24 protein-coding genes and 1 pseudogene are annotated in these 26,400 nt (G+C 62.0%); 16 read left to right on the top strand and 9 right to left on the bottom strand.

Annotated features, from left to right (window positions below):
* Positions 1 to 19: 19 nt before the first annotated feature.
* Positions 20 to 2,002: an acetate--CoA ligase gene (gene acs / locus B0G81_RS31585; RefSeq protein ID WP_134140815.1), complete on the bottom strand. Its 1,983-nt coding sequence runs from the start codon at positions 2,000 to 2,002 to the stop codon at positions 20 to 22.
* A gap of 502 nt (positions 2,003 to 2,504) precedes the next feature.
* Here acs and B0G81_RS31580 point away from each other — a divergent pair.
* From B0G81_RS31580 to B0G81_RS31540, 9 genes are all read left to right on the top strand, one after another.
* Positions 2,505 to 3,398, top strand: a complete 894-nt coding sequence (locus B0G81_RS31580; protein ID WP_134140812.1) for a DMT family transporter — start codon at positions 2,505 to 2,507, stop codon at positions 3,396 to 3,398.
* A 313-nt stretch (positions 3,399 to 3,711) separates the two neighbouring features.
* Positions 3,712 to 4,281, top strand: a complete 570-nt coding sequence (locus tag B0G81_RS31575) for a TIGR00645 family protein (protein ID WP_219907300.1) — start codon at positions 3,712 to 3,714, stop codon at positions 4,279 to 4,281.
* Positions 4,282 to 4,336: 55 nt separating this feature from the next.
* Positions 4,337 to 5,860, top strand: coding sequence for a fumarate hydratase (locus tag B0G81_RS31570; protein WP_134140807.1), 1,524 nt, complete (start codon positions 4,337 to 4,339; stop codon positions 5,858 to 5,860).
* 189 nt (positions 5,861 to 6,049) lie between these two features.
* Positions 6,050 to 6,529: a bacterioferritin gene (gene bfr, locus B0G81_RS31565; RefSeq protein ID WP_106285020.1), complete on the top strand. Its 480-nt coding sequence runs from the start codon at positions 6,050 to 6,052 to the stop codon at positions 6,527 to 6,529.
* Between the two features lie 143 nt (positions 6,530 to 6,672).
* On the top strand, positions 6,673 to 7,560 hold the full coding sequence (murI, locus tag B0G81_RS31560; protein ID WP_134140805.1) for a glutamate racemase: 888 nt from the start codon (positions 6,673 to 6,675) through the stop codon (positions 7,558 to 7,560).
* 215 nt (positions 7,561 to 7,775) lie between these two features.
* Positions 7,776 to 8,012, top strand: coding sequence for a (2Fe-2S)-binding protein (locus B0G81_RS31555; RefSeq protein ID WP_012432441.1), 237 nt, complete (start codon positions 7,776 to 7,778; stop codon positions 8,010 to 8,012).
* A 258-nt stretch (positions 8,013 to 8,270) separates the two neighbouring features.
* Complete coding sequence (locus B0G81_RS31550; protein WP_134140801.1) at positions 8,271 to 9,008, top strand: energy transducer TonB; 738 nt, start codon at positions 8,271 to 8,273, stop codon at positions 9,006 to 9,008.
* Positions 9,009 to 9,034: 26 nt separating this feature from the next.
* Positions 9,035 to 9,766, top strand: a complete 732-nt coding sequence (locus tag B0G81_RS31545) for a MotA/TolQ/ExbB proton channel family protein (RefSeq protein ID WP_106285023.1) — start codon at positions 9,035 to 9,037, stop codon at positions 9,764 to 9,766.
* A gap of 16 nt (positions 9,767 to 9,782) precedes the next feature.
* Entirely contained in the window at positions 9,783 to 10,202 is a 420-nt protein-coding gene (locus B0G81_RS31540; RefSeq protein WP_116142413.1) for a biopolymer transporter ExbD, read from the top strand.
* 353 nt (positions 10,203 to 10,555) lie between these two features.
* Here the strand turns inward: B0G81_RS31540 and B0G81_RS31535 are convergent, their stop codons facing one another.
* On the bottom strand, positions 10,556 to 11,545 hold the full coding sequence (locus B0G81_RS31535) for a LysR family transcriptional regulator (protein WP_134140798.1): 990 nt from the start codon (positions 11,543 to 11,545) through the stop codon (positions 10,556 to 10,558).
* 122 nt (positions 11,546 to 11,667) lie between these two features.
* Between B0G81_RS31535 and B0G81_RS31530 the strand changes: the two genes are divergently transcribed.
* The 4 genes from B0G81_RS31530 (at position 11,668) to B0G81_RS31515 (ending at position 14,045) form a co-directional block, all read left to right on the top strand.
* Positions 11,668 to 12,546, top strand: coding sequence for a pirin family protein (locus B0G81_RS31530; protein WP_134140795.1), 879 nt, complete (start codon positions 11,668 to 11,670; stop codon positions 12,544 to 12,546).
* A 138-nt stretch (positions 12,547 to 12,684) separates the two neighbouring features.
* Positions 12,685 to 13,083 carry an OsmC family protein gene (locus tag B0G81_RS31525; protein WP_134140791.1) on the top strand — a complete coding sequence of 133 codons (399 nt, stop codon included), beginning with the start codon at positions 12,685 to 12,687 and terminating at the stop codon, positions 13,081 to 13,083.
* A gap of 24 nt (positions 13,084 to 13,107) precedes the next feature.
* Positions 13,108 to 13,590 carry an SRPBCC family protein gene (locus tag B0G81_RS31520; protein WP_106285027.1) on the top strand — a complete coding sequence of 161 codons (483 nt, stop codon included), beginning with the start codon at positions 13,108 to 13,110 and terminating at the stop codon, positions 13,588 to 13,590.
* Between the two features lie 191 nt (positions 13,591 to 13,781).
* Positions 13,782 to 14,045 carry a hemin uptake protein HemP gene (locus B0G81_RS31515; RefSeq protein WP_134140788.1) on the top strand — a complete coding sequence of 88 codons (264 nt, stop codon included), beginning with the start codon at positions 13,782 to 13,784 and terminating at the stop codon, positions 14,043 to 14,045.
* Positions 14,046 to 14,336: 291 nt separating this feature from the next.
* Here the strand turns inward: B0G81_RS31515 and B0G81_RS31510 are convergent, their stop codons facing one another.
* From B0G81_RS31510 to uvrB, 5 genes and pseudogenes are all read right to left on the bottom strand, one after another.
* A complete protein-coding gene (locus B0G81_RS31510; protein ID WP_116116439.1) occupies positions 14,337 to 15,743 on the bottom strand; it encodes a 4Fe-4S binding protein in 1,407 nt (468 codons plus the stop codon).
* Positions 15,740 to 16,586 (bottom strand): annotated as a pseudogene (locus tag B0G81_RS31505) (FTR1 family protein). Before B0G81_RS31505 ends, B0G81_RS31510 begins: the two are co-directional and overlap by 4 nt.
* A 75-nt stretch (positions 16,587 to 16,661) precedes the next feature.
* Positions 16,662 to 16,994 carry a cupredoxin domain-containing protein gene (locus B0G81_RS31500; RefSeq protein ID WP_134140785.1) on the bottom strand — a complete coding sequence of 111 codons (333 nt, stop codon included), beginning with the start codon at positions 16,992 to 16,994 and terminating at the stop codon, positions 16,662 to 16,664.
* 163 nt (positions 16,995 to 17,157) lie between these two features.
* Positions 17,158 to 17,706 carry an iron transporter gene (locus B0G81_RS31495; RefSeq protein ID WP_116142416.1) on the bottom strand — a complete coding sequence of 183 codons (549 nt, stop codon included), beginning with the start codon at positions 17,704 to 17,706 and terminating at the stop codon, positions 17,158 to 17,160.
* 333 nt (positions 17,707 to 18,039) lie between these two features.
* Positions 18,040 to 20,133 carry an excinuclease ABC subunit UvrB gene (gene uvrB / locus B0G81_RS31490; RefSeq protein ID WP_134140781.1) on the bottom strand — a complete coding sequence of 698 codons (2,094 nt, stop codon included), beginning with the start codon at positions 20,131 to 20,133 and terminating at the stop codon, positions 18,040 to 18,042.
* Between the two features lie 456 nt (positions 20,134 to 20,589).
* Between uvrB and B0G81_RS31485 the strand changes: the two genes are divergently transcribed.
* Positions 20,590 to 21,789, top strand: a complete 1,200-nt coding sequence (locus B0G81_RS31485) for an amino acid aminotransferase (RefSeq protein WP_134140779.1) — start codon at positions 20,590 to 20,592, stop codon at positions 21,787 to 21,789.
* Between the two features lie 216 nt (positions 21,790 to 22,005).
* On the opposite strand, the gene B0G81_RS31480 is transcribed toward B0G81_RS31485, so the two are convergent.
* Both B0G81_RS31480 and B0G81_RS31475 read right to left on the bottom strand, forming a co-directional pair.
* Positions 22,006 to 23,244, bottom strand: coding sequence for a patatin-like phospholipase family protein (locus B0G81_RS31480; RefSeq protein WP_106285034.1), 1,239 nt, complete (start codon positions 23,242 to 23,244; stop codon positions 22,006 to 22,008).
* Between the two features lie 10 nt (positions 23,245 to 23,254).
* Entirely contained in the window at positions 23,255 to 24,052 is a 798-nt protein-coding gene (locus B0G81_RS31475; protein ID WP_106285035.1) for a 3-hydroxybutyrate dehydrogenase, read from the bottom strand.
* Between the two features lie 222 nt (positions 24,053 to 24,274).
* Here B0G81_RS31475 and B0G81_RS31470 point away from each other — a divergent pair, with 222 nt between their 5' ends.
* Positions 24,275 to 25,246 carry an aldo/keto reductase gene (locus B0G81_RS31470; protein WP_134140778.1) on the top strand — a complete coding sequence of 324 codons (972 nt, stop codon included), beginning with the start codon at positions 24,275 to 24,277 and terminating at the stop codon, positions 25,244 to 25,246.
* Positions 25,247 to 25,464: 218 nt separating this feature from the next.
* Complete coding sequence (rlmJ, locus tag B0G81_RS31465; RefSeq protein WP_134143263.1) at positions 25,465 to 26,310, top strand: 23S rRNA (adenine(2030)-N(6))-methyltransferase RlmJ; 846 nt, start codon at positions 25,465 to 25,467, stop codon at positions 26,308 to 26,310.
* Positions 26,311 to 26,400 lie beyond the last annotated feature (90 nt).

The following is a 26,400-nucleotide window of genomic DNA, read 5'->3' as shown; positions in this document are numbered from 1 at the left end:
TACACAGACCCATGCAAGCTTAAAGCGACTCGCCGAGTTGATCGAGAATCGCCGGGTTCTCCAGCGTCGATACGTCTTGCGTAATTTCCTCGCCCTTCGCGAGCGAACGCAACAGGCGGCGCATGATCTTGCCCGAACGCGTCTTCGGCAGGTTCTCGCCGAAGCGGATGTCCTTCGGCTTGGCGATCGGACCGATCTCCTTGCCGACCCAGTTGCGCAGTTCGTTGGCGAGCTTCACCGCTTCCTCGCCTTCCGGACGCGCGCGCTTCAGCACGACGAACGCGCACACGGCTTCCCCCGTCGTCGCATCCGGGCGCCCCACCACAGCGGCTTCCGCGACGAGCGGGTTCGACACGAGCGCTGACTCGATCTCCATCGTGCCGAGCCGGTGGCCCGACACGTTGAGCACGTCGTCGATACGGCCCATGATCGTGAAGTAGCCTGTGTCCTTGTCACGCACCGCGCCGTCGCCCGCAAGGTACAGCTTGCCGCCGAGTTCGTCGGGGAAGTAGCTCTTCTTGTAGCGGTCCGGATCGCCCCACACGTTACGCAACATGGACGGCCACGGACGCTTCACCACCAGAATGCCGCCCTGCCCGTTCGGCACGTCCTGGCCGGTTTCGTCGACGACCGCGGCCATGATGCCCGGCAGCGGCAAGGTGCATGAACCCGGCACCAGGGGTGTCGCGCCCGGCAGCGGCGTGATCATGTGCCCGCCGGTTTCGGTTTGCCACCACGTATCGACGATCGGGCAACGGCTGCCGCCGACGTTCTCGTAATACCAGATCCACGCTTCGGGATTGATCGGCTCGCCAACCGTGCCGATGATGCGCAACGTGGACAGGTCGTAGCTCTTCGGATGCACTTTCTCGTCGGCGTCAGCAGCCTTGATCAGCGAGCGGATCGCGGTCGGCGCCGTATAGAACAGCGAGACCTTGTGCCTCGCGATCATGTCCCAGAAGCGGCCGGCGTTCGGATACGTAGGCACGCCTTCGAACACGACCTGCGTGCCGCCGAGCGTCAACGGACCATACGTGATGTAGCTATGGCCGGTGATCCAGCCGATGTCAGCGGTACACCAGAACACGTCGGACGCCTTCCAGTCGAAGGTCCACTTCAGCGTCTGCGCGGCCCACAGCAGATAACCGCCGGTGCTGTGCTGCACGCCCTTCGGCTTGCCCGTCGAACCGGACGTGTACAGGATGAACAACGGATGCTCGGCGCCGACCCACTCGGGCGCGCATTGATCCGATTCGGCCTGCGCGAGTTCGTGCATCCACAGATCGCGGCCTTCGTTCCATGCGACCTTGCCGCCGGTGCGCTGATAGACGATCACGCTCGTGACTGCTTCGCAACCGCCCATTGCCAGCGCTTCGTCGGCGATGTTCTTCAGCGGCAAGGCTTTGCCGCCGCGCATCTGTTCGTCCGAGGTGACGAGCGCGACCGCGCCCACGTCCACCAGCCGTTCGTTGAGCGACTTCGACGAGAAGCCGCCGAACACCACCGAATGCGTCGCGCCGATCCGCGCGCATGCCTGCATCGCGACAATGCCTTCGATCGACATCGGCATATAGATCACCACGCGGTCGCCCTTCTTCACGCCGCGCTTCTTCAGCGCGTTCGCGAAGCGCGATACACGCTGCAGCAGATCGTGATACGTGACGTTGGTAACGGTGCCGTCGTCGGCTTCGAAAATGATCGCGATGCGCTCGCCGTTGCCGGCCTCGACGTGACGGTCGATGCTGTTATACGACGCGTTGATCTGGCCGTCCTCGAACCACGTGTAGAACGGCGCGTTCGATTCGTCGAGCACTTTGGTGAAGGGCGTGTTCCAGCTTAGCGTCTCGCGAGCGAGGCGTCCCCAGAAACCTTCGTAATCGCGTTCCGCCTCGGCGGCCAACGCGCGGTACGCGTCCATGCCGGAGATCGCGGCACCTGCCGCTGCTTCAGCGGAGGGAGGGAAAACACGGCGTTCGTGAAGAACCGATTCAATCGCAGACATCGACAACCCCTTGGTGAAGATGAAACGTAAAACCTGTGCCGGCGCGCCGATTGCGCGCCCTCTGTCTTGTTGACGCCGCAACGAGCGGCGCTGTCTCCAACCCTCGCGCGCCGATCGCCGATCATTGCGCCACGGGCCGTCCGTCTGCACCGATGACTCATGCGGCACCGCAGCATGAATGCATGTCAGACGACGTTCCGCCCTCACGCTCAAACATAAGCGCTGCAACTTACCAGCCACTTACGCGCAACGCGCCGGATAGCCAGCGAAAACCCTAACGCCGCTCCTGTGACTCCAGCAGCGAGCGACGCATGCAGCGCGAAGCAACGCATGCTACGCGTTCCACGACGATCATGTATCCGAGCCCGCGCATAGACCCAGCGCGGACCGAACACGCCGCATGCCGTGACGCCGTGCGAACCTCGCATACCCGTGGCGCGCCTTTACGCTGGCTCGCACGGCCTCTTACAATGCTAACTGAACTAGCCGTCCGGATTCCAGCTTGAATCGTTACTCCCTGCTTCTCATCACCTCGATGCTGCTGGTCGGCAGCAATGTCGGAATCGGTAAATCGATCGTCGAGTTCCTCCCCGTTCCGCTGTTCGCGCTACTGCGCTTCGTAATCGCGATAGTCGTACTGTGGCCGCTTCTGCGCGTGTCCAGACTGCGCCGCGTGAAGCGTGACGAGTGGTTCAACCTTTTCCTGCAGGCCCTGTTCGGCACCTTCGGGTTTACGCTGCTGATGCTCGGCGGCGTGCAACGCACGAGCGCGCTCGCGGCCGGCGTCATCATGAGCACGATCCCCGCGGTGGTCGCGCTGCTCGCGTGGCTCATCCTCAAAGAGCGTCCGAACGGTCGGGCACTTGCGTCGATCGCACTGGCGATCGTCGGCGTGGTTGTCATCAATCTCGCGCACGTGGATCAGAGTTCGGGCGGCGAGACTTCGTTCGCGGGCAACCTGATGGTGCTCGGCGCGGTGTGCTGCGAATCGCTTTACATCATCCTGTCACGGCGTCTCACGCAAACGCTCGCACCGATCGACATCTGCGCGTACACGCATCTCTTCGGCCTTCTGCTGATGCTGCCGCTCGGCGCGAGCGCGCTGCTCGACTTCGACTATCGCGCGGTGCCGCTCAGCGTCTGGACGCTGGTGCTGTGGTACGGACTGTCGGCGAGCATCTTTTCGTTCTGGTTGTGGATGAAGGGCATCCGTCATGTGCCGGGCAGTCTCGCGGGCGTGTTCAGCGCCGTGCTGCCCGTGGCGGCCGCGATCTACGGCATCGCGTTTCTCGGCGAGCGGCCCACCTTCGCGCACGGCATCGCGCTCGCCTGCGTGGTCACGGGGATCGGGCTGGCCAGCCTGAAGGTTAAACGGGTGCCGCCCGTGGCGTCGTGACTGTTTAAGTGCGGGCCGCCAGCCGCCGTTCGCAAGGTACTGGGTCGAGCGCCCCGCCTGTCGCAGCGCCGCCATCCTGCCCGCCGCAACGCAGCAAATTCACCCGGCGCTGTACAATAGCGCGCCTGATGCGAGCTTTTCCGGTCTTCTCCGGCCGCGGGTCGCGCCGTCCACTCCGGGGTTTGCGCGCCTGGTCTGCCGCGCACAGGCTGCATATAGTCCGCGCATTTAGTCCATGTTCCGTCACCTGCGTTTCGTCTGACTCTTGCCCATGACCGCTCCGCGATCCGACTTCGCCCATCAGCGCCGCCCGATGCGCCCGATCCCTTCCATCATCTTCATGAGCCGCTGGCTGCAGTTGCCGCTCTATCTGGGCCTGATCGTGGCCCAGGCCGTCTACGTCGTGCTGTTCCTCAAGGAAGTCTGGCATCTCGTCACGGCTTCCATGACGCTCGACGAAACCAACATCATGCTGGTCGTGCTCGGCCTGATCGACGTGGTCATGATCTCGAACCTGCTGATCATGGTGATCATCGGCGGATATGAAACGTTCGTGTCGCGCCTCGGCGTCGAGGGTCATCCGGACGAACCGGAATGGCTCGATCACGTGAACGCCGGCGTCCTCAAAGTCAAATTGTCGATGGCGCTGATCAGCATTTCGTCCATCCATCTGCTGAAAACCTTCATCAGCCCCGACCAGAATTCGACGCATACGATCATGTGGCAGGTGATCATCCACGTCGCGTTCCTTGTTTCGGCGCTCGTGATGGCGCTGGTCGACCGCCTCACCACGCACACGCATCCAAAGCATTTCGAAGAGCCCGCCGTTTTGCACGCCGTGGGCTCCGCTAAAGGTTCCACTCCCCTGAAGGCGCGCGACTGACCCGCCCTGCCCGGCGAGTCCGACAACAAGCGCCACCGTCCCCACTGAGCTAGCCATGACCGTCATCAAACAGGAAGATCTGATTCAGAGCATTGCTGATGCGCTTCAGTACATCAGCTATTACCATCCGCTCGACTACATCCAGGCACTCGGCCGCGCCTACGAGTTCGAACAGAGCCCCGCCGCGAAAGACGCCATCGCGCAAATTCTCACCAACAGCCGCATGTGCGCCGAAGGCAAGCGCCCGATCTGCCAGGACACCGGCATCGTCACGGTGTTCGTGAAGGTCGGCATGGACGTGCGGTGGGACGGCGCGACGATGGGCGTCACCGACATGATCAACGAAGGCGTGCGCCGCGGTTACCTGAACCCGGACAACGTGCTGCGCGCGTCGATCGTGAGCCCGCCGGAAGGTGGCCGCAAGAACACGAAAGACAACACGCCGGCCGTGATCCACTACGAGATCGTGCCGGGCAATACCGTCGACGTGCAGGTCGCGGCCAAGGGCGGCGGCTCGGAAAACAAGTCGAAGTTCGCGATGCTGAATCCGTCGGATTCGATCGTCGACTGGATCCTCAAGACCGTGCCGACCATGGGCGCGGGCTGGTGCCCGCCCGGCATGCTCGGCATCGGCATCGGCGGCACCGCTGAGAAAGCGATGGTGATGGCGAAAGAATCGCTGATGGATCCGATCGACATTCAGGACGTGATCGCACGCGGTCCCAAGGACTGGATCGAAGAGTTGCGTGTTGAACTGCACGAGAAGGTCAACGCGCTCGGGATCGGCGCGCAAGGTCTCGGCGGTCTCGCCACCGTACTCGACGTGAAGATCATGGCCGCGCCGACGCACGCCGCGTCCAAGCCGGTCGCGATCATCCCGAACTGCGCGGCTACGCGTCATGCTCACTTCACGCTGGATGGTTCGGGCGTTGCCAAGCTCGAAGCGCCGTCGCTCGACGCATGGCCGAAGGTGCAGTGGGAACCGGACACCGAGAAGAGCAAGCGCGTCGATCTGAACACGCTGACGCCGGAAGAAGTCGCTGCGTGGACGCCGGGCCAGACGCTGCTGCTGTCGGGCAAGATGCTGACGGGCCGCGACGCCGCTCACAAGCGCATCGCCGACATGCTCGCGAAGGGCGAGAAGCTGCCGGTCGACTTCACGAACCGCGTGATTTACTACGTCGGCCCGGTCGATCCGGTGCGCGACGAAGCCGTCGGTCCCGCAGGCCCGACCACGGCAACGCGCATGGACAAGTTCACCGAGACGATGCTGTCGCAAACCGGCCTGATCTCGATGATCGGCAAGGCGGAACGCGGTCCTGTCGCCATCGAGGCGATCAAGAAGCACAAGGCCGCGTATCTGATGGCGGTGGGTGGCGCGGCGTACCTCGTGTCGAAGGCGATTCGCAGCGCGAAGGTTCTCGCGTTCGAAGACCTCGGCATGGAAGCGATCTATGAGTTCGACGTGCAGGACATGCCGGTGACGGTGGCCGTCGATTCGAACGGCACTTCCGTTCATCAAACCGGGCCGAAGGAATGGCAAGCAAAGATCGGCAAGATTCCAGTCGCGACGGTTTGAACTATTGACATCCGCTGAATAATTCAAAGCCGGGGCCTCAAACCCCGGCTTTTTTATGATGAAATGAGAACGGTACGCATCACGCGAAAAACCCTCTGAAATCAGGCGTAAATCTGATTTTTTGCCTTGGCTTTTTGCGTTTCGCCGTTTATTGTTCTGGGAAATTCAAAGCCCCTATAAGGACACACCATGCAAGGCGACAAGAAGGTCATCGAATATCTCAACTCGCAGTTGAAGAACGAACTGACCGCCATCAATCAGTACTTCCTGCATGCGCGGATGTATAAGCACTGGGGTCTCGAGAAACTCGGCAAGCACGAATACGACGAATCGATCGGCGAAATGAAGCACGCCGACTGGCTCATCGAACGCATTTTCATGCTCGACGGTCTGCCGAATCTGCAAGACCTGCACAAATTGCTCATCGGTGAGGAAACGAAAGAAATCCTCGAATGCGATTTGAAGCTCGAACAGATTTCGCAGAGCACCTGTAAAGAAGCGATCGCGTATTGCGAATCGGTGCGCGATTTCATCTCGCGTGAAATCTTCACGAAGATTCTCGACGACACCGAAGAACACATCGACTGGCTCGAAACACAAATCGACCTGATCGACAAGGTCGGCATCCAGAACTACCAGCAAACCGCAATGGGCTCGGTCGAGTCCTGATCGTTCCAAGCCGCATCCACCCGCGCGCCGTTCATGGCTCAGCTTATTTGCGATGACCCACGCCGCGCGGGCGATATACTTGCGCACCTTGCCGTTTTTCCGAGTCTCCCTTGAGCGCTGTGCCGCACGCGTCCTCTCCGTCTATGCCCGCAGAATCCTCCTCCGCGAATACAGGAACGTTCACGTCGGGCGCCGGATCGCGCGCACCGGTCGGCATTTTCGATTCGGGGCTGGGCGGTTTGTCGGTGTTGCGGTCGGTCCGGGCGCAACTGCCTGACGAAGCGATCCTGTATGTCGCCGATTCGCTCTACGCGCCCTACGGCGAGCGCGACGACGACTTCATCGCCGACCGCACGCTCGCCATCGGCGAATGGCTCGTCAAGCAAGGCGCGAAGGCGCTGGTGGTCGCCTGCAATACGGCTACCGCGCAGTCCATCGCGATGGTTCGCGAAAAGCTGCCTATTCCTTTGGTCGGCGTCGAACCCGGCGTCAAACCCGCGGCGCTGCAATCCAGAACCCGTGTGGCCGGCGTGCTCGCCACACAGGTGACCCTGCGCAGCGCCCGCTTTCAGGCGCTGCTCGAACGCTATGCCGCGGATTGCCGCTTTCTCTGTCAGCCGGGCCATGGGCTCGTGCAGGCCGTGGAACGCTGCGACGTTGGCTCCGCCGAGTTACGTGAGCTGCTGCGCGGCTACTTGCAGCCCATGCTCGACGCGGGCGCGGATACGCTGGTGCTCGGCTGCACGCACTACCCGTTTCTCGACGCGGCGATTCGCGATATCGTCGGCGATCGACTGATGCTGATCGACACGAGCGTCGCCATTGCGCGGCAGCTCGAACGCGTGCTCGACCAGCATGGTTTGCGCGCGGCGCGGCAAAGTGCGGCCACCGTTCTGCCCCGCTTTTTTTCCACGGGCGACGGCACACATCAGCAGCAATTGGCCGCTACCCTGCTGCATATCGACGCCACGGTCGAACAGGTGTCCATTCCCTCGCGCCGCACGGCAGCGCCGGACTCCCAAGCCGCGTAACTGCCGCCCAAGCCCGTTTTTTCAGGGCACCGGGCGGTTCTTCGGCGGCTTTTTAGGCCATTTCCCGCGCCGCCCGCCAACTACGCGCGCCATCGCTCCATAGACGAAACCCTTCTAAGAGTCTGGTTTTGTTACAAAAAATCACGCAGGACGCTTGCCAAACGGCCCAAACAAAATGATAATAATTCGCATTAACGTTAGCTATGACGCCCGCCATGATTGTCTGTGTCTGCAAGTCTGTTTCTGACCGAAAGATCCGTGCTTCGATCGAGGAAGGCATGGATTCGTTCGACGAGCTCCAGTTTGAGCTCGGCGTCGCATCCTGCTGCGGCAAGTGCGCCGATTCCGTGCGCGACGTCATGATGAAAAGCGGCGTCTGTGCGAGCCGCTGTGGTTTCGAGCATCACCCGCAAGCTGTACCGCTGACGTTTTACGAACGCAAAGCGGCCTAATACAGCCCTTAAGGCGCGGCTCACTCCGCGCCTCGGGCACCTCTCGCGCCCAATGTCGTTCTCGCTGTTCCAGCGTTATCCCACTGCCGTCAGCAAGCCAGTATTCGTACCAGCCAGCTACCCGCTCACCCGTCACAGGAGTTCGAGATGGAATTGCTGATTGGTTTCGTGACTACTTTGTTCATTTCGCTGCTGATTTTTCGAACATGACGATGTCCTGTCTGACGCGCTGCATCGACAGCGCGCCACCACGTTAACATGCCGGCCTCGCCTATCGTTTCAGCCGGCGCCGTGCCGGCTTCGTCTACCCGACTGAACTCCCGCGTCCTGACCGCAACCGCCGTGGTTGCAGCGATTCACGTCGCGCTGCTTGCCGTGGTCATGACCCTGCGTCATGAGCCCGTGCAGCCCGTGCTCGAGTCGCGCGTCATGACCGCGCAGTTGCTGCCGCCGGCGCCGGTTGCCGCGCCGGTCGCGATTCAGTCGATCGCGCCGCCGCCACCCACGCCGACGCCACCGGTTCGCACCAAGCCGAAGGTTCAGCCGAAACCGACTCCCACGCCCAAACCGACGCCCACGCCTCTGCCGATGGCCGCCGCGCCGTCACCCACACCCGTCGCCGCACCCGATCCGACGCCGCCCGCGCCTGCCGCACCGGCTGCGCCGCCCGCACCTGCTGCGCCGGCGATCGGCCGTCAGACGATGGAGGTCAGCGCGCCCAAAGACATATCGCACCTCACGTGCAATATCGTCAAGCCTGATTACCCGGCGCTGTCCAGGCGCCGCGGCGAGACTGGCGCGGTGATCGTGAGTCTCGTGGTCGGCGTGACCGGCAAGTTCGAAAACGTCGCTCTGAAAAAGAGCAGCGGTTTCAGCCGCCTCGACGACGCCGCGCTCGAAGCGGTGCGCGCGAGCGCCTGCCAACCCTATCTTGAGAACGGGCAGCCGGTACGGGTCCCGACCACCCAGCGTTACGACTTCAATCTGAACGATTGAGGCAGCTTTTAAAAAAAGGAATTGCAATGCAAAACTACGGACTGGCGCACGTCTGGGCGCAAGGGGATTTCGTGACGCGCGGCATCGCGCTCGCGCTGTTGATCATGTCGGTGATGTCGTGGAGCGTGATCGTCATCAAAGGCTGGAATGTGATGCGCCTGAACCGCCTCACGAAGAATGCCGAACAGGCGTTCTGGCATTCGGATGATCTCGCCGACGGCGTGAAGAAGCTCGGCGCAGGTTCGTCGACGCCGCAGGACAATCCGTTCCTCGCGCTGGCGCTGTCGGGCCAGGAAGCGGCCGATCATCATCATCAGACGCAGCCCCATCTGCATGACCGCATGGACGTGTCGGACTGGGTCACGCGCTGCCTGAAAGACACGATGGACGAAAGCGTCGCGCGCATGCAGAGCGGTCTTGCGATTCTCGCGTCGATCGGCAGCACGGCGCCGTTCGTCGGTCTGTTCGGCACGGTGTGGGGCATCTATCACGCGCTGCTGGCCATCGGCGCGAGCGGTCAGTCGTCGATCGATCAGGTCGCGGGTCCGGTCGGCGAAGCGTTGATCATGACCGCGTTCGGCCTGTTCGTCGCGATTCCGGCGGTGCTCGGCTACAACGCCTTGACGCGCGCCAACAAGGCCGTGGTCGCCAAACTGAGCCGCTTTGCGCATGGCCTGCATGCATTCTTCGTGACGGGCGCGCGCCTGTCGTCGTCCAAGCGCGGCGACGGCTTGCGCCTGGCCGCACGCACGAACTGATCGACGAGGCATTCCGATGGCAATGAGCCCCTTCGCCGGCGACGATGACGACGGCCTGATGAACGAAATCAACATGACGCCGCTCGTCGACGTGATGTTGGTTCTCCTGATCGTCTTCATGGTGACAATTCCGGTGATCCGTCACGCGGTGAAAATCGATCTGCCGCACGCAAGCAGTCAGAAGGAAGACACCAAGCCCGCGCAAGTCACGGTCACAGTCGACGCGGACGGCAACGTCACGTGGGACGACAAGAAGGTCGACGAAGCCGCGCTGAGCGCGAAGATCGCCGAAGCCGCGCAAGCGAACCCACAGCCTGAGCTGCATCTGGACGCGGACCGCAAGGTCCCGTACGAGAAAGTGGCGCAAGTGATGGCGGCCGCACAGGCCGGCGGCCTCACTAAGATCGGCTTCGTGACCCAGCCGAAAAGCAGGTAATGTGGTGAAAAGCCCTTGAAACAAGGGCCAAAAAGTAAAAGGCCTTCATCGTCAGATGAAGGCCTTTTTTGTGCGCACTCGGCGCCTTCGGGCGGCGGGATCATTTGCCATCGGTCGAAGATTGATAGCTACTCGAATCACCGCATGCGACAGCCGTGATCGACACGGACAGCGCGGTCAGCCCTATCAGGCCGGCTATCATAGCGGCCATGAGTTTCCGCATAAGAGACTCCTTAGCGAAGGGATTTCACTATATGCCCGTGAGCCCGCGCAATCAAGCAAACAGCCATTGAAAGTACTCATGACAGGCCACGCTTAAATGCTAAAAGCGATGCCACGGCCCGTGAGAACTGCTATGACGCGATCGCGAACACCGGCTGCGCAAGAACGACCTTTTCCTCGCGCGCCGGACACTCGCCCATGATGTGCTTACCCTCGTCGGGATCGAGCATCTCGACCAGATAATCGACAAAGGCACGCACGGCCGGCACCATTCCCTGGCGTGACACGAATACGGCGTACAACTGCGGCGTCGGAAAGGTCCAGCCCGGCATCACCGGCGACAATTGCCCCGCTCGCAGCGCAGCGCCATACATCATCTCCGGCAACGCCGCGATACCGACGCCGGCGAGCACCGCTTCACGAATCGTCATCAGATCGGCGGTCACGAGGCGCGGCTCGTGTTCGTGCGCGTGACGCGTGCCGTCGGGCGCGATCAGGTTGTAGACGTGGCGCCCGTCGCCGGTCGGCACGTCGAGCGTTTCGAAACCGTTCAGGTCGGCCGGCAGCAACGGCGGCGCATTCTGTTGCAACAGGCTCGGCGCGCCGACCAGCATCTGTTCCGTGCGCCACAGCGGCCGCACGACGATGTTGGCATTTTCGGGCGGATCGGAGCGCACGCGCAGCGCGACGTCGATCGAATCCTCGAACAGATCGACCACGCGGTTCGTCACGCGCATCACCACGCGCACTTCCGGATAGCGATGCATGAATTCGGGCAGGATCTGCGACAGGATGGTCTGCGAAACCGTGACCGGCACGCTGACGCGCACCGTGCCGCGCGGCGACGAGCGCAGTTGCTGGACGACGTTGACGGCCGCCTGCGCCTCGCTCAACATCGCCTGACAATGCTGGTAGAACAGTTGACCGGCTTCGGTCAACGCCAGCTTGCGGGTGGATCGCTGCAGCAGCCGCACGCCGAGCGACGCCTCCAGTTCGGTCAGCCGGCGCGACAGGCGCGACTTGGAAATTCCCAGCACGCGTTCGGCGGCGGAAAAACCGCCGTGTTCGACGACCTGCGAAAAATACATCAGGTCATTCAGATTGTGTGAATCGATCTTCATCTCATCGTTCCAGTAATAGAACAATCCATTGCGTGAGGACGGCTGGCACCCCCGAAAACGGTCCCTATAATAGCTCCATGTTTCAAAAATAACGCTATTCCCGATTTTTTGAGGTGACTTTGATGAGCACGACCCGCACGATCGAACGTACGTTTCCGGCCGTTCGCACGACTGAGGGTGGCGGCTTTATCGTCCACCGCCCGTTTCCGACCCGCCTGTTGATGGACTTCGATCCGTTCCTGCTGCTCGACGAAATGGGTCCGATCGACTACGCGCCGGGCGAGGCAAAAGGCGCACCGGACCATCCGCATCGCGGCTTCGAAACGGTCACTTACGTGCTCGAGGGCCAGTTCGGCCATAAGGATTCGGCCGGCCACTCCGGCACCCTGCACGCCGGCGACGTGCAATGGATGACCGCGGGCGCGGGCGTCGTGCACAGCGAGATGCCGGATCCGTCGTTCGTGCGCACGGGCGGACGTGTGCACGGCCTGCAGCTCTGGGTGAATCTGCCGCGTCGCGACAAGATGATCGCGCCGCGCTACCAGGAAATGCCGTCAGCGAGCATTCCCGTGGCGACATCCGCGGACGGCAAGGTGCGCGTCAAGGTGATCGCCGGCGAAGCGCTCGGCGTTAAAGCAGCAATCGAAACGCGTACGCCGATCCTGTACCAGCATTTCTCGCTGCAACCGGGCGCGACGATCCAGCAGCCCGTGCCGGACGACTATCGCGTGTTTGCGTACAGCTTGTCCGGTAAGGGCTTTTACGGCGAAGGCGAAGCGCGTCAGGAAATCGACGCGCAGAAAATGGTCGTGTTTCAGAACGATGGCGACTCGGTGACGCTCACCGCCGGCGCGGAGCCGCTCGAGGTGCTGCTGCTAGGCGGCGTGCCGCTGAAGGAGCCCGTGGTGCGCTACGGACCGTTCGTGATGAACACGGAAGACGAGATCCGCCAGGCCGTCGTCGACTATCAGGCTGGGCGCATGGGCGCGATCACGCATTGAATCGCCAGCGGGCGTGTCGCAGCTAAGGCGCGAAGGCCGGTAAATTCGTTCACAATAGCAATTCAGGCCGCGCGCCACGCCGTTCACTGATAACGGGCCGTGGCGCGCGGCAGTTTCCGTCCCTGTTCAGGAGCGCGCATGGCAGAGTCCACCGTCACCGCCCACATCGGCTCGACGAATTTCCAGGTTCTTTTCGACGACGGCAAGCACACATGGCTGGCCGACGAACCCGAGTCGCTCGGCGGCGGTGATCGCGGGCCGACGCCCGTGTCGCTGCTGCTGTCGAGCCTCGGCGCGTGCACGTCGATTACGCTGAAGATGTACGCTCAGCGCAAGGACTGGCCGCTCGCTGACGTGCGCGTGACGCTGTCGCTCGAAACCGGCGACGCGGGCACGACCATCGACCGTAAGATCGTGCTCGAAGGCGATCTGTCCGACGAGCAGCGGGAACGGCTTTTGCAAATAGCCAACCAGTGCCCGGTTCACAGGATCCTCACGCATTCGATCACGATCCGTTCGGGGCTCGCCGTCGCTTAAACGCTTTCATAGGAAGCTGTCGTTTTGAATTTCGAACACCTTATCCAGATCAACGACCCGTTGAATCCGTTTGTCGAATCGATGACCCGCGCGCAATTGTGGGAAGGTCTCGTGCTGCGCGCCGAACAGCCGCAGTTGTTCGTGATGGGGCTCGACAGTTGCACGATTCTTTCGCGCGAAGGCAATGTACTCGAACGGGAATTGCACTACGGCCAGGCCACGGTGCGCGACCGCGTCACGCTCGAGGAAAGCCAGAGCGTGCGCTACGACATTCTGCCGACGGCCGACTACGTGGGCGGCTCGCTCACCATGACCATCGAGCAGCCGGACGAGCTGCAGTTGTTCCTTCGTTTCGAATACGCGACCACGCTGCCCGAATCGACCGATCCCGACGCGCATCAGACGCAGGAGATCGTGAAGTCGGCGTATCGCGAGAACGATATCGATACCGTTCGGCTGATTCGTCAATACGTGCAGGCGAAGCAGGAGCCCGGCACGTTGCATTGAACATCGCGGGCATCCCTGCCCGCCGTAGAGCGTAAGACCGCCGAACGACCAGGCGGTCGTTGTCCCGACCCTGTCCCGCCTTAAAGCCTCTCTCACTATCGAAACTAAAATCCGATCAATTTCTCTTTCTTGTAAATAGGAATAGTTATCATTTAGAATTAGTCCATCGAATCGACTAACAGCTAAAACGAATGACCGATCTCACGCGCCCTTCCACACTCAGCCTGCGCCGCCCGGCTGCCGCGCTGACCAGCCGTCCGAAAACGTCGACGGCAACGGTGACCGGCCAGAAGCCCGGCGCGGCGGATCGCACCAACGGTTCGGGCGAGACGTCGCAGCGAGTCGTTCACAGCGACGCGTTGCTGCAAGGACATAGCCACGTCAGCATCGTCCATAACGGCGAGACCTACCAGCTGCGGGCAACGCGCTTAGGCAAGCTGATCCTGACGAAGTAGGAACGAATAGCAGTTAGTACCGGGTATTGTGGGGACCACCTCCCAGAGAGGTGTTGGGCAGTAGCCAGCCACGACGGCTTGCACGTGAGAACTAGACCCCTTCGTGCAGACACCAAGCCAGCCGTCGCAGCAAGCCAGGCCGCTTTTTTCGGTTCTCACTCGATACGGCGACACGCTTGAACGTGCGTCGATCATGCGGAAAATGAAAAAACCGTGGGATGAATTTCATCTCCACGGCTTTTTGTTTGGGCAGGCGCGGACTACTGCAAGCGCGTCAATGCGTCGAATGAGTTACTTGGAAGCCCAGCCCCAGAACATCAGCCACCAGGCGCTGTCGACCACGGCGAGTGCCGCGGCGAACCACACCATCGCGAGGCCGCGTTGAACGAAACGCTCGCTGTAGCGGCGCGTCACGAGCCAGGCGAGCCATGCGCTCCACAGGTTGGCAATCGCCAGAATCGCGATACGCATATCCGACGCCCACCACAACGACAGATGCTCCGCGCGCAGCAGCGACAGCGTGGTCGCGGACAGGCCGAGAAACACGCCGGCGCCGGCAATCGGAATCAGTCCTTGCGTCAAATGATGCAGACGCACGCCATCGAAGCGCCCCAGCATGCGCGTCGCGCCCATCAGCAGCACTAGCAGCACGGTGCCGTACACCAGCGCCGTGGCGAGGATGTAGCCGATCAGCATGGTGCCGTCGAGCCACGAGAAGACGTCGTTCTGTTCGGGGTAATGCGTAAACAGGAACCACGGCGCGTTGGTGTCGAGCGGCCATGTGATGTCGTGATCGACCAGCCAGTTCGCGAGGAAAATCTTCAGATCGACGAACCAGCGCGACGCGGTCCAGTGGAACGCGCCGATCGCGATACCAAGCAGGCCGTACAGGATCAACGCGGTGTCCCACGGGTTGGCCTGCTTGTCGCCCAACTGCACCACTTCCGACGACGGCGCGCGCCACGTCAACGCAATCGCGTCGCGGTGGCCGCTGCAACGGCCGCACATATGGCAATCCGACGCGCCCTTCATGTTGCGCAACGGCACGAGCGGCGCGCAATTGATCGGAATCACGCGATGCCCATGCTCGCCGTTCTTGTACGAACGGCGCCATGCCTCTTCATCAACTTTGTAGTGGAACGGCGCAAGCCGCGCCAGAAGCGAAAAAACCCCGTTGACGGGGCAGAGATACTTGCACCAGACGCGCTTCTCACGCCCGTAGAGCAAGCCGATGATCATCGCCGCGAAGGTCGAGCCGCCTAACACCAGCAGCACGGCCTTCGGATACTGGTAGACGCTCACCATCTGTCCGTAGATGGTGGTGATGCCGAACGCGACGAACGGCCAGCCGCCCCAGCGCATCCAGTGCGGAATCGCCCAGCCTCGCCCATACTTGCTGGCGAATTCGGCGAGCGCGCCTTCGGGGCACAGCACGCCGCACCAGACGCGGCCGAGCATGACCATCGAGAGCAACACGAACGGCCACCAGATCCCCCAGAACACGAACTGCGCGGCAAGCGTCAGGTTGTTCCACAAGTGCGCCGTGTCGTCCGGCAGCGGCATGACTGCCGGCACCAGAATCAGAAACGCATACACCGCCACCACGACCCACTGAATGCCGCGAATCGCGGCACCGTGACGCTGCATCCACTGCCCGGCCGCCGCGAGGCGGCCCGGACGGGTCATGACCGTGCTCATGCCGCGCGCCCGGCGGTTTGCCGTGCCGGCTTGCGATTCGCCCGGCGTAGCAGCAGATAAACCACGCCCCAGTACACCGCATAGGCGATCAGATTCATCAACGCCGGGTGTGCGCGATAGCCGGTGAGCGTGGCGACCAGCGAACCGAAGGTGCTCGAATCGTCGAGGATCGCCGACGAATTCCACATCTGGTCGACGATGGTCGGCAGGATTTCCTTATCGATCAGCTTGTCCACACCGGTCTGAAACAGACCCGCGCCGAGGAACAGCAGCATGATTTCCGTGATACGGAAAAAGAGCCGCCACGAGAAGATCTTGCCGCCCAGTTGCAGGGCGTAGAAGGTCAGGAACGCTAGCACCAGGCCGATCACGACCGCGAGCATCTGGCTGGCGTCCACGTGACCCGACTGGCCGAAGCCGAGTCCGTACAGAAAGATCACCGTCTCGCTGCCTTCACGCGCGATCGCCAGGGCCACCAGCAACGCGACACCCCACCAGTTCGAATCGCGCTGGCTTTTCTGCAGCGACTGTTCCATGTCGCGCTTGAGCGTGCGGCCGTGCTGCTTCATCCACAGCACCATCTGCACGATCAGCACGCAGGCGACCAGCACCATCGCGGTCTGGAAATAATCCTGCGCGTCGCCGGAGAGCACTTCGGTGAAACCGACCAGCGCGGCGCCGAGCGCTACCGCCGCAATCAAACCGGCCGCCACGCCGCCCCACAGGTACGGCAAACCGCGGCGCGCGTCGTCATCGCCATTTTTTCAGCCACGCGTACAGGATGCCGACGACCAGCAGCGCCTCGACACTTTCCCGCCACACGATGAATAGAATCTGTCCCATCAAGCTCTCCCTCTGCCCTTCTACTGCTTGTGCGAACGACGGGCCGTTCACGACCTGCACTCGCGTCCCAAGCCCTTACTTCGCGACGATGACGCCCTGCGCCTGCTGGTGGAAATCGTCGAAAAACTTGTACTCGCCCGGTTCGAGCGGCGCGATCACGACGAACGAATCCGCGCCCGGCGCCAGCACCTTTTCTTTACGCAACTGCACGCTTTCGAACTCGGCCGCGCCCTTGCCCGTGTTGCGCACTTCGATCTTGATACGCTGCCCGGCCGGCACTTCGATGCGTGCCGGGTTCAGCTTGCCGTCGTTCATTTCCAGCTTGAAGGTCGGCAGGTCGGCTGCATGGGCCGCGCTTGTCAGCAAAATCGTGGCGGCGAAGGTCGCGATCTTTCGGTTGATTCTCATTAGCCCTTCCGGAAAACGCAGCGCGTTGGCGGTCGACCGCCGACGCGCCGTCTGCTGCACTGGCTTGTTCAGCCTCGTTCGGTCGCTCATTGATCACTCGTTGATCGCCAGCGCACGCGCGGCCACGCGGCAAAGCGTGCTCGCGCGTGATGATGCGCGGCGATCAGTAGCCACCCTTCTTGCCGATGCCGGCATAGGCGAAGTCGTATTCCAGGGTGATCGGCTTGAACCACGGACCCACGCCGGTTTCCTTGTCGACGTGGCGGCCGAAGGCCATATGGCCCGTTTGCATCGGCGCCTCGACGATCATCTTCAGGTGGTACTTGCCCGGGCCTTGCAGCTTGACGTTGTCGCCGTAGTGCGGGCCGTCGTTGGCGACCATCGCCATCAGGTCGCCCTTTTGCGTCTGAGTCGAACCGGCCTTCGTCAGTTCATAGTGCACTTGCAGATACGGCATCCAGTCGCCTTCCGCGAAACCGGTCGGATTGTTCTTGACCGCGTGAATGTCAGCTTCGAGGTGGATGTCCGAATCCGAGGCTTTGCGCATCATGCCTTCGGGTTCCATCGTGATCGGCTGCAGATAGACCGCGTTGATTTCCATGCCGCCGTGAATCTGCTGCTTGCCGATGGGATATTCCGCCGCCGCTGCCGAGAAAGCCGCGACCGCGGCCACCGCTGCCGCGCCGCCACGCACAAATGAAGAAATCCGCATTGAAACTCCTTGTTTTTATCAGACTGGAATCGAACCCATTGGAACAGTGCGTCGCGCACGCCTTGCGATGCAGCGGCTGCGGCGCGTGAGCGCCCCGATCGCTCGCCGGCGGGCTGGCCGTTACGAACGTTAATGCGAACCATTCTCAATATTGGTCGAGTTTATCATTGATCGCGAGGGAGAACAAATGAGAGCGCGCTGCAAGCCTTGTGGCAGCAGGGTCTTAAGGCAGACTTAAGGAAGCGGTGGGAGGAACTGAGGCGATGGCGGGCGAGTGCCCGGCATGGATCGACCGGGCGCGGCGCATTGCCGCGCCCCAAGCGCGCGGACGACTTAATCGACGCCCGACACGTGATCGCCGACGTTCGCGCCGAACACGCGCTGGCGCAGCAACGCGAGCTGGTCGCGGGTCTGCGCGGCCTTCTCGAATTCGAGGTTCTTGGCGTGCTCCATCATCTGCTTTTCGAGACGCTTGAGTTCCTTGGCAAGCTGCTTCTCGGACATGTCCTCGAATTTCGCGCGCGCCTGCTGTTCCTTCAGTTCGGCGCGGGCGTCGTCGACGTTGTACACGCCGTCGATAATGTCGCGAATACGCTTGACCACCCCGCGCGGCGTAATGCCGTTCTCGAGGTTGAAGGCAATCTGCTTGTTGCGCCGCCGTTCGGTTTCGTCGATGGCGCGGCGCATCGAGTCCGTGATCTTGTCTCCGTAGAGAATCGCCTTGCCGTTCACGTTGCGCGCCGCCCGGCCGATGGTCTGGATCAGCGAGCGCTCGGCGCGCAGAAAGCCTTCCTTGTCCGCGTCGAGAATCGCGACCAGCGACACTTCCGGAATATCCAGCCCTTCGCGCAACAGGTTGATCCCGACCAGCACGTCGAAGGTGCCCAGACGCAGATCGCGGATGATTTCCACCCGCTCCACGGTGTCGATATCGCTGTGCAGATAGCGCACCTTGACGCCGTGGTCGGCCAGAAACTCGGTCAACTGTTCGGCCATGCGCTTGGTCAGCACCGTGACCAGCACGCGGTCACCCACCTTGACGCGCTCGTTGATCTCGCCGAGCACGTCGTCGACCTGGCTGCGCGCCGGGCGCACCTCGATTTCCGGATCGACGAGGCCGGTCGGACGCACCAGTTGCTCGGCCACCTGACCTGCTGTCTTCTGCTCGTAGTCCGCCGGCGTGGCCGACACGAACACCACCTGACGCATCTTGCGTTCGAACTCGTTGAACTTGAGCGGGCGGTTGTCGAGCGCCGACGGCAGGCGGAAACCGTAGTCGACCAGATTTTCCTTGCGCGCGCGGTCGCCGTTGTACATGCCGTTCAGCTGGCCGATCAGCACGTGCGATTCATCGAGCAGCATGAGCGCGTCCGAGGGCAGATAGTCGACCAGGGTAGGCGGCGGCTCGCCCGGCGCCGCGCCGGAAAAGTGCCGCGAGTAGTTCTCGATGCCCTTGCAGAAGCCGAGTTCCTGCAGCATTTCCAGGTCGAAGCGCGTGCGCTGCTCGAGCCGCTGCGCTTCAACCAGTTTTCCGCCGCTATAGAAGAATTCGAGCCGCTCGCGCAGTTCGGCCTTGATCGTTTCGACCGCGCGCACCACGGTATCGCGCGGCGTCACATAGTGCGACGACGGATACACCGTGAAGCGCCAAATCTTCTGACGCACGCGGCCCGTGAGCGGATCGAATAGTTGCAGGGTTTCGATTTCATCGTCGAACAACTCGATGCGCACCGCCATCTCGGCATGCTCGGCCGGGAAGATATCGATCGTGTCGCCGCGCACGCGGAACGAGCCGCGCTGGAAGTCGGCCTCGTTGCGGTTGTACTGCATGGCGATCAGCCGCGCGATGATGTCGCGCTGGCCGAGCTTGTCGCCGGTGCGCAGCGTCAGAATCATCTTGTGATATTCAGACGGGTTGCCGATACCGTAAATCGCCGAGACCGTGCCGACGATCACCACGTCGCGCCGCTCCATCAGACTCTTGGTGGCCGACAGCCGCATCTGCTCGATGTGCTCGTTGATCGACGAGTCCTTCTCGATGAACAGATCGCGCTGCGGCACGTACGCTTCCGGCTGGTAATAGTCGTAGTACGAGACGAAGTACTCGACCGCATTGCGCGGGAAGAACTCGCGGAACTCCGAATAAAGCTGCGCGGCGAGCGTCTTGTTCGGCGCGAACACGATGGCCGGGCGGCCGAGCCGCGCGATCGTATTGGCCATCGTGAAGGTCTTGCCGGAACCGGTGACACCGAGCAGCGTCTGGAACGAGAGGCCATCTTCGACGCCTTCGACGAGCGTGTCGATCGCCGTGGGCTGATCGCCGGCGGGCGGATACGGTTGGTAGAGCTGGAACGGCGAGCCTTCGAACCGGACAAATTTGGATTCGTCCAGCGTTTCGTCGGCTTCAGTCAGATGTTGTTCGGACATGGGGGGCGGTACCGGGCCTTGGGGGCAAAGAACTATTCTAACGGGTTGCGTGAATCGAAGATCGAGCGCGTCTGCGTAGGGTTTTGGGGAGTCGCGCGGGCAGATGCGGACGCAATGGTGTGGCCCTTTGGGCACAGTCGCACGGCATTGGCGCACGACGACGGCACTGCCGCCACGAGCCTTGATTTCGCCGGCTGCGGGCCGCTTTCCGGCTTTCTCCCGGCAGCTTGGCGGGGAGCCCCGTTGTTGCCAAGTGGCGCCGGAGTGCCTGTTTTTCAAGCAAAAAATTCCCTACGAGCGGCGTTGCCGTCCGAAAAACGGTCGCGAATTCGTTACAATGCGAAGCTGCGCCCGGTCGCCACCGCCCACAGCGTGTCCGAGTTTTGCGCCGGACGCCGCTGGCTTGGCCGTCCGCGATCGAGGCCGCCCTCTTCTCACTACTGCTGCCCACCCATCATGTCTCTGTTCTCCGCCGTCGAACTTGCTCCCCGCGACCCGATTCTGGGCCTGAACGAAGCCTTCAACGCCGATGCGCGCACCACCAAGGTCAACCTTGGCGTCGGCGTGTACTTCAACGAAGAAGGCAAGATTCCGCTGCTGCGCGCCGTGCGCGACGCCGAAAAGGCTCGCGTCGAAGCTGCGCTGCCGCGCGGGTATCTGCCGATCGAAGGCATTGCCGCTTACGATGCCGCCGTGCAGAAACTGCTGCTCGGCAACGACTCGCCGCTGATCGCAGCCGGCCGCGTCGTGACGGCGCAGGCGTTGGGCGGCACGGGCGCGCTGAAGATCGGCGCGGATTTCCTGAAGCGCCTGAACCCGAACGCGAAGGTCGCGATCAGCGATCCGAGCTGGGAAAACCACCGTGCGCTGTTCGAAAGCGCAGGCTTCGAAGTCGTGTCGTATCCGTACTACGACGCGCACACCCACGGCGTGAATTTCGACGCCATGTTGAGCGCGCTGAACAGCTACGCAGCGGGCACCGTCGTCGTGCTGCACGCGTGCTGCCACAACCCGACCGGCGTGGACCTGAGCGTCGAGCAATGGAAGCAGATTGTCGAAGTGGTCAAGGCGCGCAATCTGGTGCCGTTCCTCGACATCGCTTACCAGGGTTTCGGCGACAACATCGAAGCAGACGCTGCAGCCGTGCGTCTCTTCGCTGCGTCGGAACTGAACGTGTTCGTGTCGTCGTCGTTCTCGAAGTCGTTCTCGCTGTACGGCGAGCGCGTCGGCGCGCTGTCGGTCATCACGGCAAGCAAGGACGAAGCCGCTCGCGTGTTGTCGCAACTCAAGCGCGTGATCCGCACGAACTACTCGAACCCGCCAACGCATGGCGGCTCGGTGGTCGCGGCCGTGCTGGCCTCGCCGGAACTGCGCGCCACGTGGGAAACTGAACTGGCTGAAATGCGTGACCGTATTCGCGCCATGCGTAACGGGCTGGTCGAACGCTTGAAGGCTAGCGGCGTGGATCGCGATTTCAGCTTCGTGAACGCGCAACGCGGCATGTTCTCGTACTCGGGTCTGACGGCGCCGCAAGTGGACCGTCTGCGCGAAGAGTTCGGCATCTACGCCGTGAGCACGGGTCGCATCTGCGTGGCTGCGCTCAATACGCGCAACCTCGACGTGGTGGCCAGTGCGGTCGCTCACGTGCTGAAGTAAGGTGTTGGCGGGCGCGGGCATTCATTGCGCGCGCTCTGCTGCGAATGATTGAGGAAACGGCGCCCTTTTCAGGGCGCCGTTTCTATTTGTGGCCCGATTGCAGTTTGCAACGTGCCTGCTGCTTGTTGCTAGAACAAAGCCGCTTTCGATACCGCAAGGACTGCCACAATTGCAGCAACCCGCTTCGGTCACGCGGCGCTCAGGCTCGTCGCTCTTTCAGCGCGCATCCCGATGGATATCGTGCGTGACAAAGCCCGCGTCGTTATCCGGCATGTCGAGCCACTCGGGTTGCGCGAGCGAATGGCGGATGTCTTCCAAACCGCTTTGCCAATGTTCGCGCATCGTCGACAGGCCGAACTGAAAGTCCTTGTAGTGCCCTTCGTATTCCTTGTGCCGGTAGATCAGATGCACCACGTTGTAGCGCTTCGAACACGACAGATCCTCGGCCAATTTGCACCACGGATCGTCACGCTGATCGGACGGCACGCGATCCAGCACTTCACGCAACACGTGCCGGAAACGCTGCGACCGCTGCAGCATATCGGTCACGAGACGCGTGCGGCTCGAATACTGAATGTCTTTCATGCGCCCTTGGACGTCGGTGATGTTGTCCGGCACCGGTCCGATCGCGCTCCAGAGATCGACCTGAAAGGCGAGCGTGTCGCGACGCGGCGTGGACTGGATCACCTCATAAAGCGGTGTGTTCGACATCAAGCCGCCGTCCCAGTAGTACTGACCGTCGATCTCGACCGCCGCGAAGCCGGGCGGCAACGCGCCTGACGCCATGAAATGCTCGGGCCTCAGCGTTGTATGGGTGTTATCGAAGTACGCAAAATTCCCCGTGCCGCAATTGACCGCCCCCACCGAGACGCGCATTTCCTTCGAATTGATCCGGTCGAAATCGCAGAACGCTTCGAGCGTGGCCTTCAACGGCGTGGTGTCGTAGTAGCTGGCCAATTGCGGCGGCCCGGACACCGTGGGCAACGGCGGCGGAAAGCGCGGCACGAAAAAGCCCTTCTGCCCCTCGACGATGGCGCCCACGGCCTGCGTTGCCGTAAAGGCCTTGCGTATGGCGTCGCTGGAATTGAAGAGCGCGTGCTCGATAAACGCAGGCAACGGCGGCCCGAAGGCGGGCTGGCAAATCGTTTCCCAGAATTGCAGCAGCCGTTCAACCCGCTTTTCGGGCGGATTGCCGGCGATGACCGCCGTATTCAACGCGCCGATCGAAATGCCCGCCAGCCAGTTCGGCTCGATCCCCGCTTCGTAAAGTCCCTGAAAGACACCGGCCTGATAGGCGCCCAATGCGCCGCCCCCTTGCAGCATCAAGGCGACGGTTTCGTATTTGGGCAAATGGAGGTGCCGGCCGGGATGCGCGGAGGGCGCCGGACCGGCGCCCTCGCCTTCCCCGTCGCCGGGCGCGCCGACCCGCGCCCGCTTGAGATTGCGTTGCGCCATAGGCACCTCCTTATTGCATGTACCAGCCGTGGCTCACAATAAAGGACTGGCCGGTCAGCGCCGCCGTCGGGAAGGTAGACAGGAACAGCACCGTTTGCGCGACGTCTTCCACCGTGGTGAAGACACCGTCGACCGTACCGCCCAGCATGACGCGCTTGATCACGTCTTCCTCGCTAATGCCCAGTTCTTTGGCCTGTTCGGGAATCTGCTTGTCGACGAGCGGCGTGCGCACGAAACCCGGACACACCACATGCGAGCGCACGTTGTGCTTGGCGCCTTCTTTGGCGAGCACGCGCGAGAGTCCCAGCAGTGCATGCTTGGCCGTGACATAAGCCGATTTGAGCGGTGACGCTTCGTGCGAGTGGACCGAGCCCATGTAGATCACGATGCCGCCGCGATCGTCCTTGTACATGTGTTTGAGCGCCGCCTTGGTGGTCAGGAACGCGCCGTCCACGTGGATTGCCTGCATCTTCTTCCAATCCGAAAACGAGTAGTTTTCGATCGGATTGACGATCTGAATGCCGGCGTTGGAAATAAGAATATCGACCGAGCCAAGTTCCGCGGCCACTTTGTCGATGCCCTGATTGACGGCGTCTTCGTTCGTGACGTCCATCGCCACGCCGATTGCCTTGCCGCCGCCCTTTTTGATTTCCTCAGCGACGGCGTTCGCGCCGTCCTGATTCAGGTCGGCGATCGCGACAGCCGCGCCTGCTGCGGAAAGAGTCAGCGCAATCTGCTTGCCGATGCCGCTTGCGGCGCCGGTAACCACGGCGACTTTGCCACTCAGATTCGTGTTCGTTGACGACATCCAGAACCTCCATGCAGTTGATGACAATGAGACCACGGGCCGCGGGCGGCGTGAAGTCAGCCAAACGGCATAGGCCGTTCGGCTGAATGCTGCACTGCGGCCAACGCTGCTATTGTGCATGAACCGTGTGAACTCCACCGGTTAAAAGCACGTCGAAACGTATCTCTTTAAACTGGACGTTTTCGGCGGGATTCCGGTGGCATCACCAACAAGGAGGCATGCATGAATTATCGACGTCTGGGCCGTTCCGGCCTGCAGGTCAGCGAGCTGTCCATCGGCTCGTGGGTCACGTACGGCAATCAGGTGGACACCCACGCGGCGCGCGAATCGCTCGCGGCCGCGCGCGACGCGGGGGTCAATTTCTTCGACAACGCCGAGGTGTACGCCGGCGGCAAATCCGAAGAAATCATGGGCCAGGCGCTCAAGGAACTGGCGTGGCCGCGCGTGAGGTACGTGGTGTCGACGAAATTCTTCTGGGGACTCGCGGAAGCGCCGAACCAGTACCACACGCTGAACCGCAAATATCTGCTGAACGCAATCGACGCGTCGCTCAAACGGCTGCAACTCGACTATGTCGATCTCGTGTTCTGTCATCGTCCGGACCCGAACACGCCCGTGGAGGAAACCGTCTGGGCCATGAGCGACATGATTACCCGCGGCAAGGCGCTGTACTGGGGCACGTCCGAATGGAACGCCGATGAAATCCGCGCCGCTTACGACATCGCGGAGCGGCATCATCTGCATAAGCCGGTCATGGAGCAACCGCAGTACAACCTGTTCCATCGCAACCGCGTCGAGCAGGAATACAAGCGGCTTTACGAGGATATCGGCCTCGGCCTGACCACCTGGAGCCCGCTTGCATCCGGCTTGCTGACCGGCAAATACCGTGACGGCGTGCCGGCCGACAGCCGCGCGCAATTGCAGGGCTACGACTGGCTGCGCACGCAGGTCACCGACGCGGGCAAGAACAACGTGGTCGGCAAGCTCGGCAAAGTGGCGGACGAGTTGGGCTGCACGATCGGCCAGCTTGCGATCGGCTGGATTCTGAAGAACCCGAATGTCAGCACGGTGATCACGGGGGCATCGCGGGTCGAACAGATCGGCGAGAACATGAAGTCCGCCGAGGTGGCCGAGCGCATCACGCCGGAGATCAAAACGCGAATCGAGGAAATTATCGGCGACGCGCACGACTGACCGGACTCGCGTGAGCGCGTAACATGGCCGTGGCAGCCTCGCGGCCATGGTCGCGTCACGCGTGCAACCCGCTGTCATGCACGGTGCGCAACGCGGCGTCGCGTACAATACGCGACCGCGCTGCACACCGGCGCCGTATGCCCATTGTGCAGCCGCATTGCATCCGCATCGCCGAATCCGCCCTGGAGCGGCGTGCCCTCTTTCAGCGTCTCCTCATCATGCTCAGCTATCGCCACGCCTTTCATGCAGGCAATCACGCCGACGTTCTGAAACACGCCGTCGTGTTGCAGCTCCTGCGCTACCTCGGCCAGAAGGACAAGTCCTACTGGTATATCGACACGCATGCGGGCGCCGGCGTCTACTCGCTGAAGGAAGGTTACTCGACCAAGACCGGCGAGTTCCGGACCGGCATCGGCAAACTGTGGGGACGCGACGACCTGCCGCCGATGTTCGCGGACTATGTCGACGAAGTGGGCGCGCTCAATCCGGACGGTCAGTTGCGCTTCTATCCCGGCTCGCCGTATATCGCGTGGCGGCAGATGCGCGAACAGGACCGCATGCGCCTGTTCGAACTGCACACCACCGAAATCGACGTATTGCGCCACAATTTCCGCGACGCGGGCCGTCGCGCCATGTTGTACGCGGGCGACGGCTTCGACGGCATTCTTGCCTTGCTGCCGCCGGCTCCGCGTCGCGCGTTGGTGCTGCTCGATCCATCGTATGAGGACAAGCGTGACTACATTCGCACGCTGCGCTGCGTCGAAGAAAGCCTGAAGCGTTTTCCGACCGGCACGTATGCCGTGTGGTATCCACAGGTGAGGCGCCCGGAGTCGCAGCGCTTCCCCGAGCAGTTGAAGAAACTGCAGGATAAGAACTGGCTGCACGTGAGCCTGACTGTCAGCAATCCGCCAGAGGATGGTTTTGGGCTCTTCGGCAGCGGCATGTTCATTCTGAACCCGCCGTATACGCTGGCAAAAACGCTGAAGGACCAGATGCCCTGGCTCGTCAAGGCGCTTGGCGAAGATAAGGCTGCGCAGTTTAAGGTGGAGTATCGCGGCGACTGAGTTTTGTGTTGAGCTACGAGATTTTGTTGGCCGCGAGCTTTTTGCAGCCTTCACGCTTTCGCGGCCACTGAGCCGCACGCAGTTCGCCGA

It is taken from the genome of Paraburkholderia sp. BL6665CI2N2, from assembly GCF_004366535.1.
Taxonomy (GTDB): domain Bacteria; phylum Pseudomonadota; class Gammaproteobacteria; order Burkholderiales; family Burkholderiaceae; genus Paraburkholderia.
The sequence above is the reverse complement of the archived record's forward strand: the minus strand, read 5'-3'. Positions and strand labels throughout refer to the sequence as shown.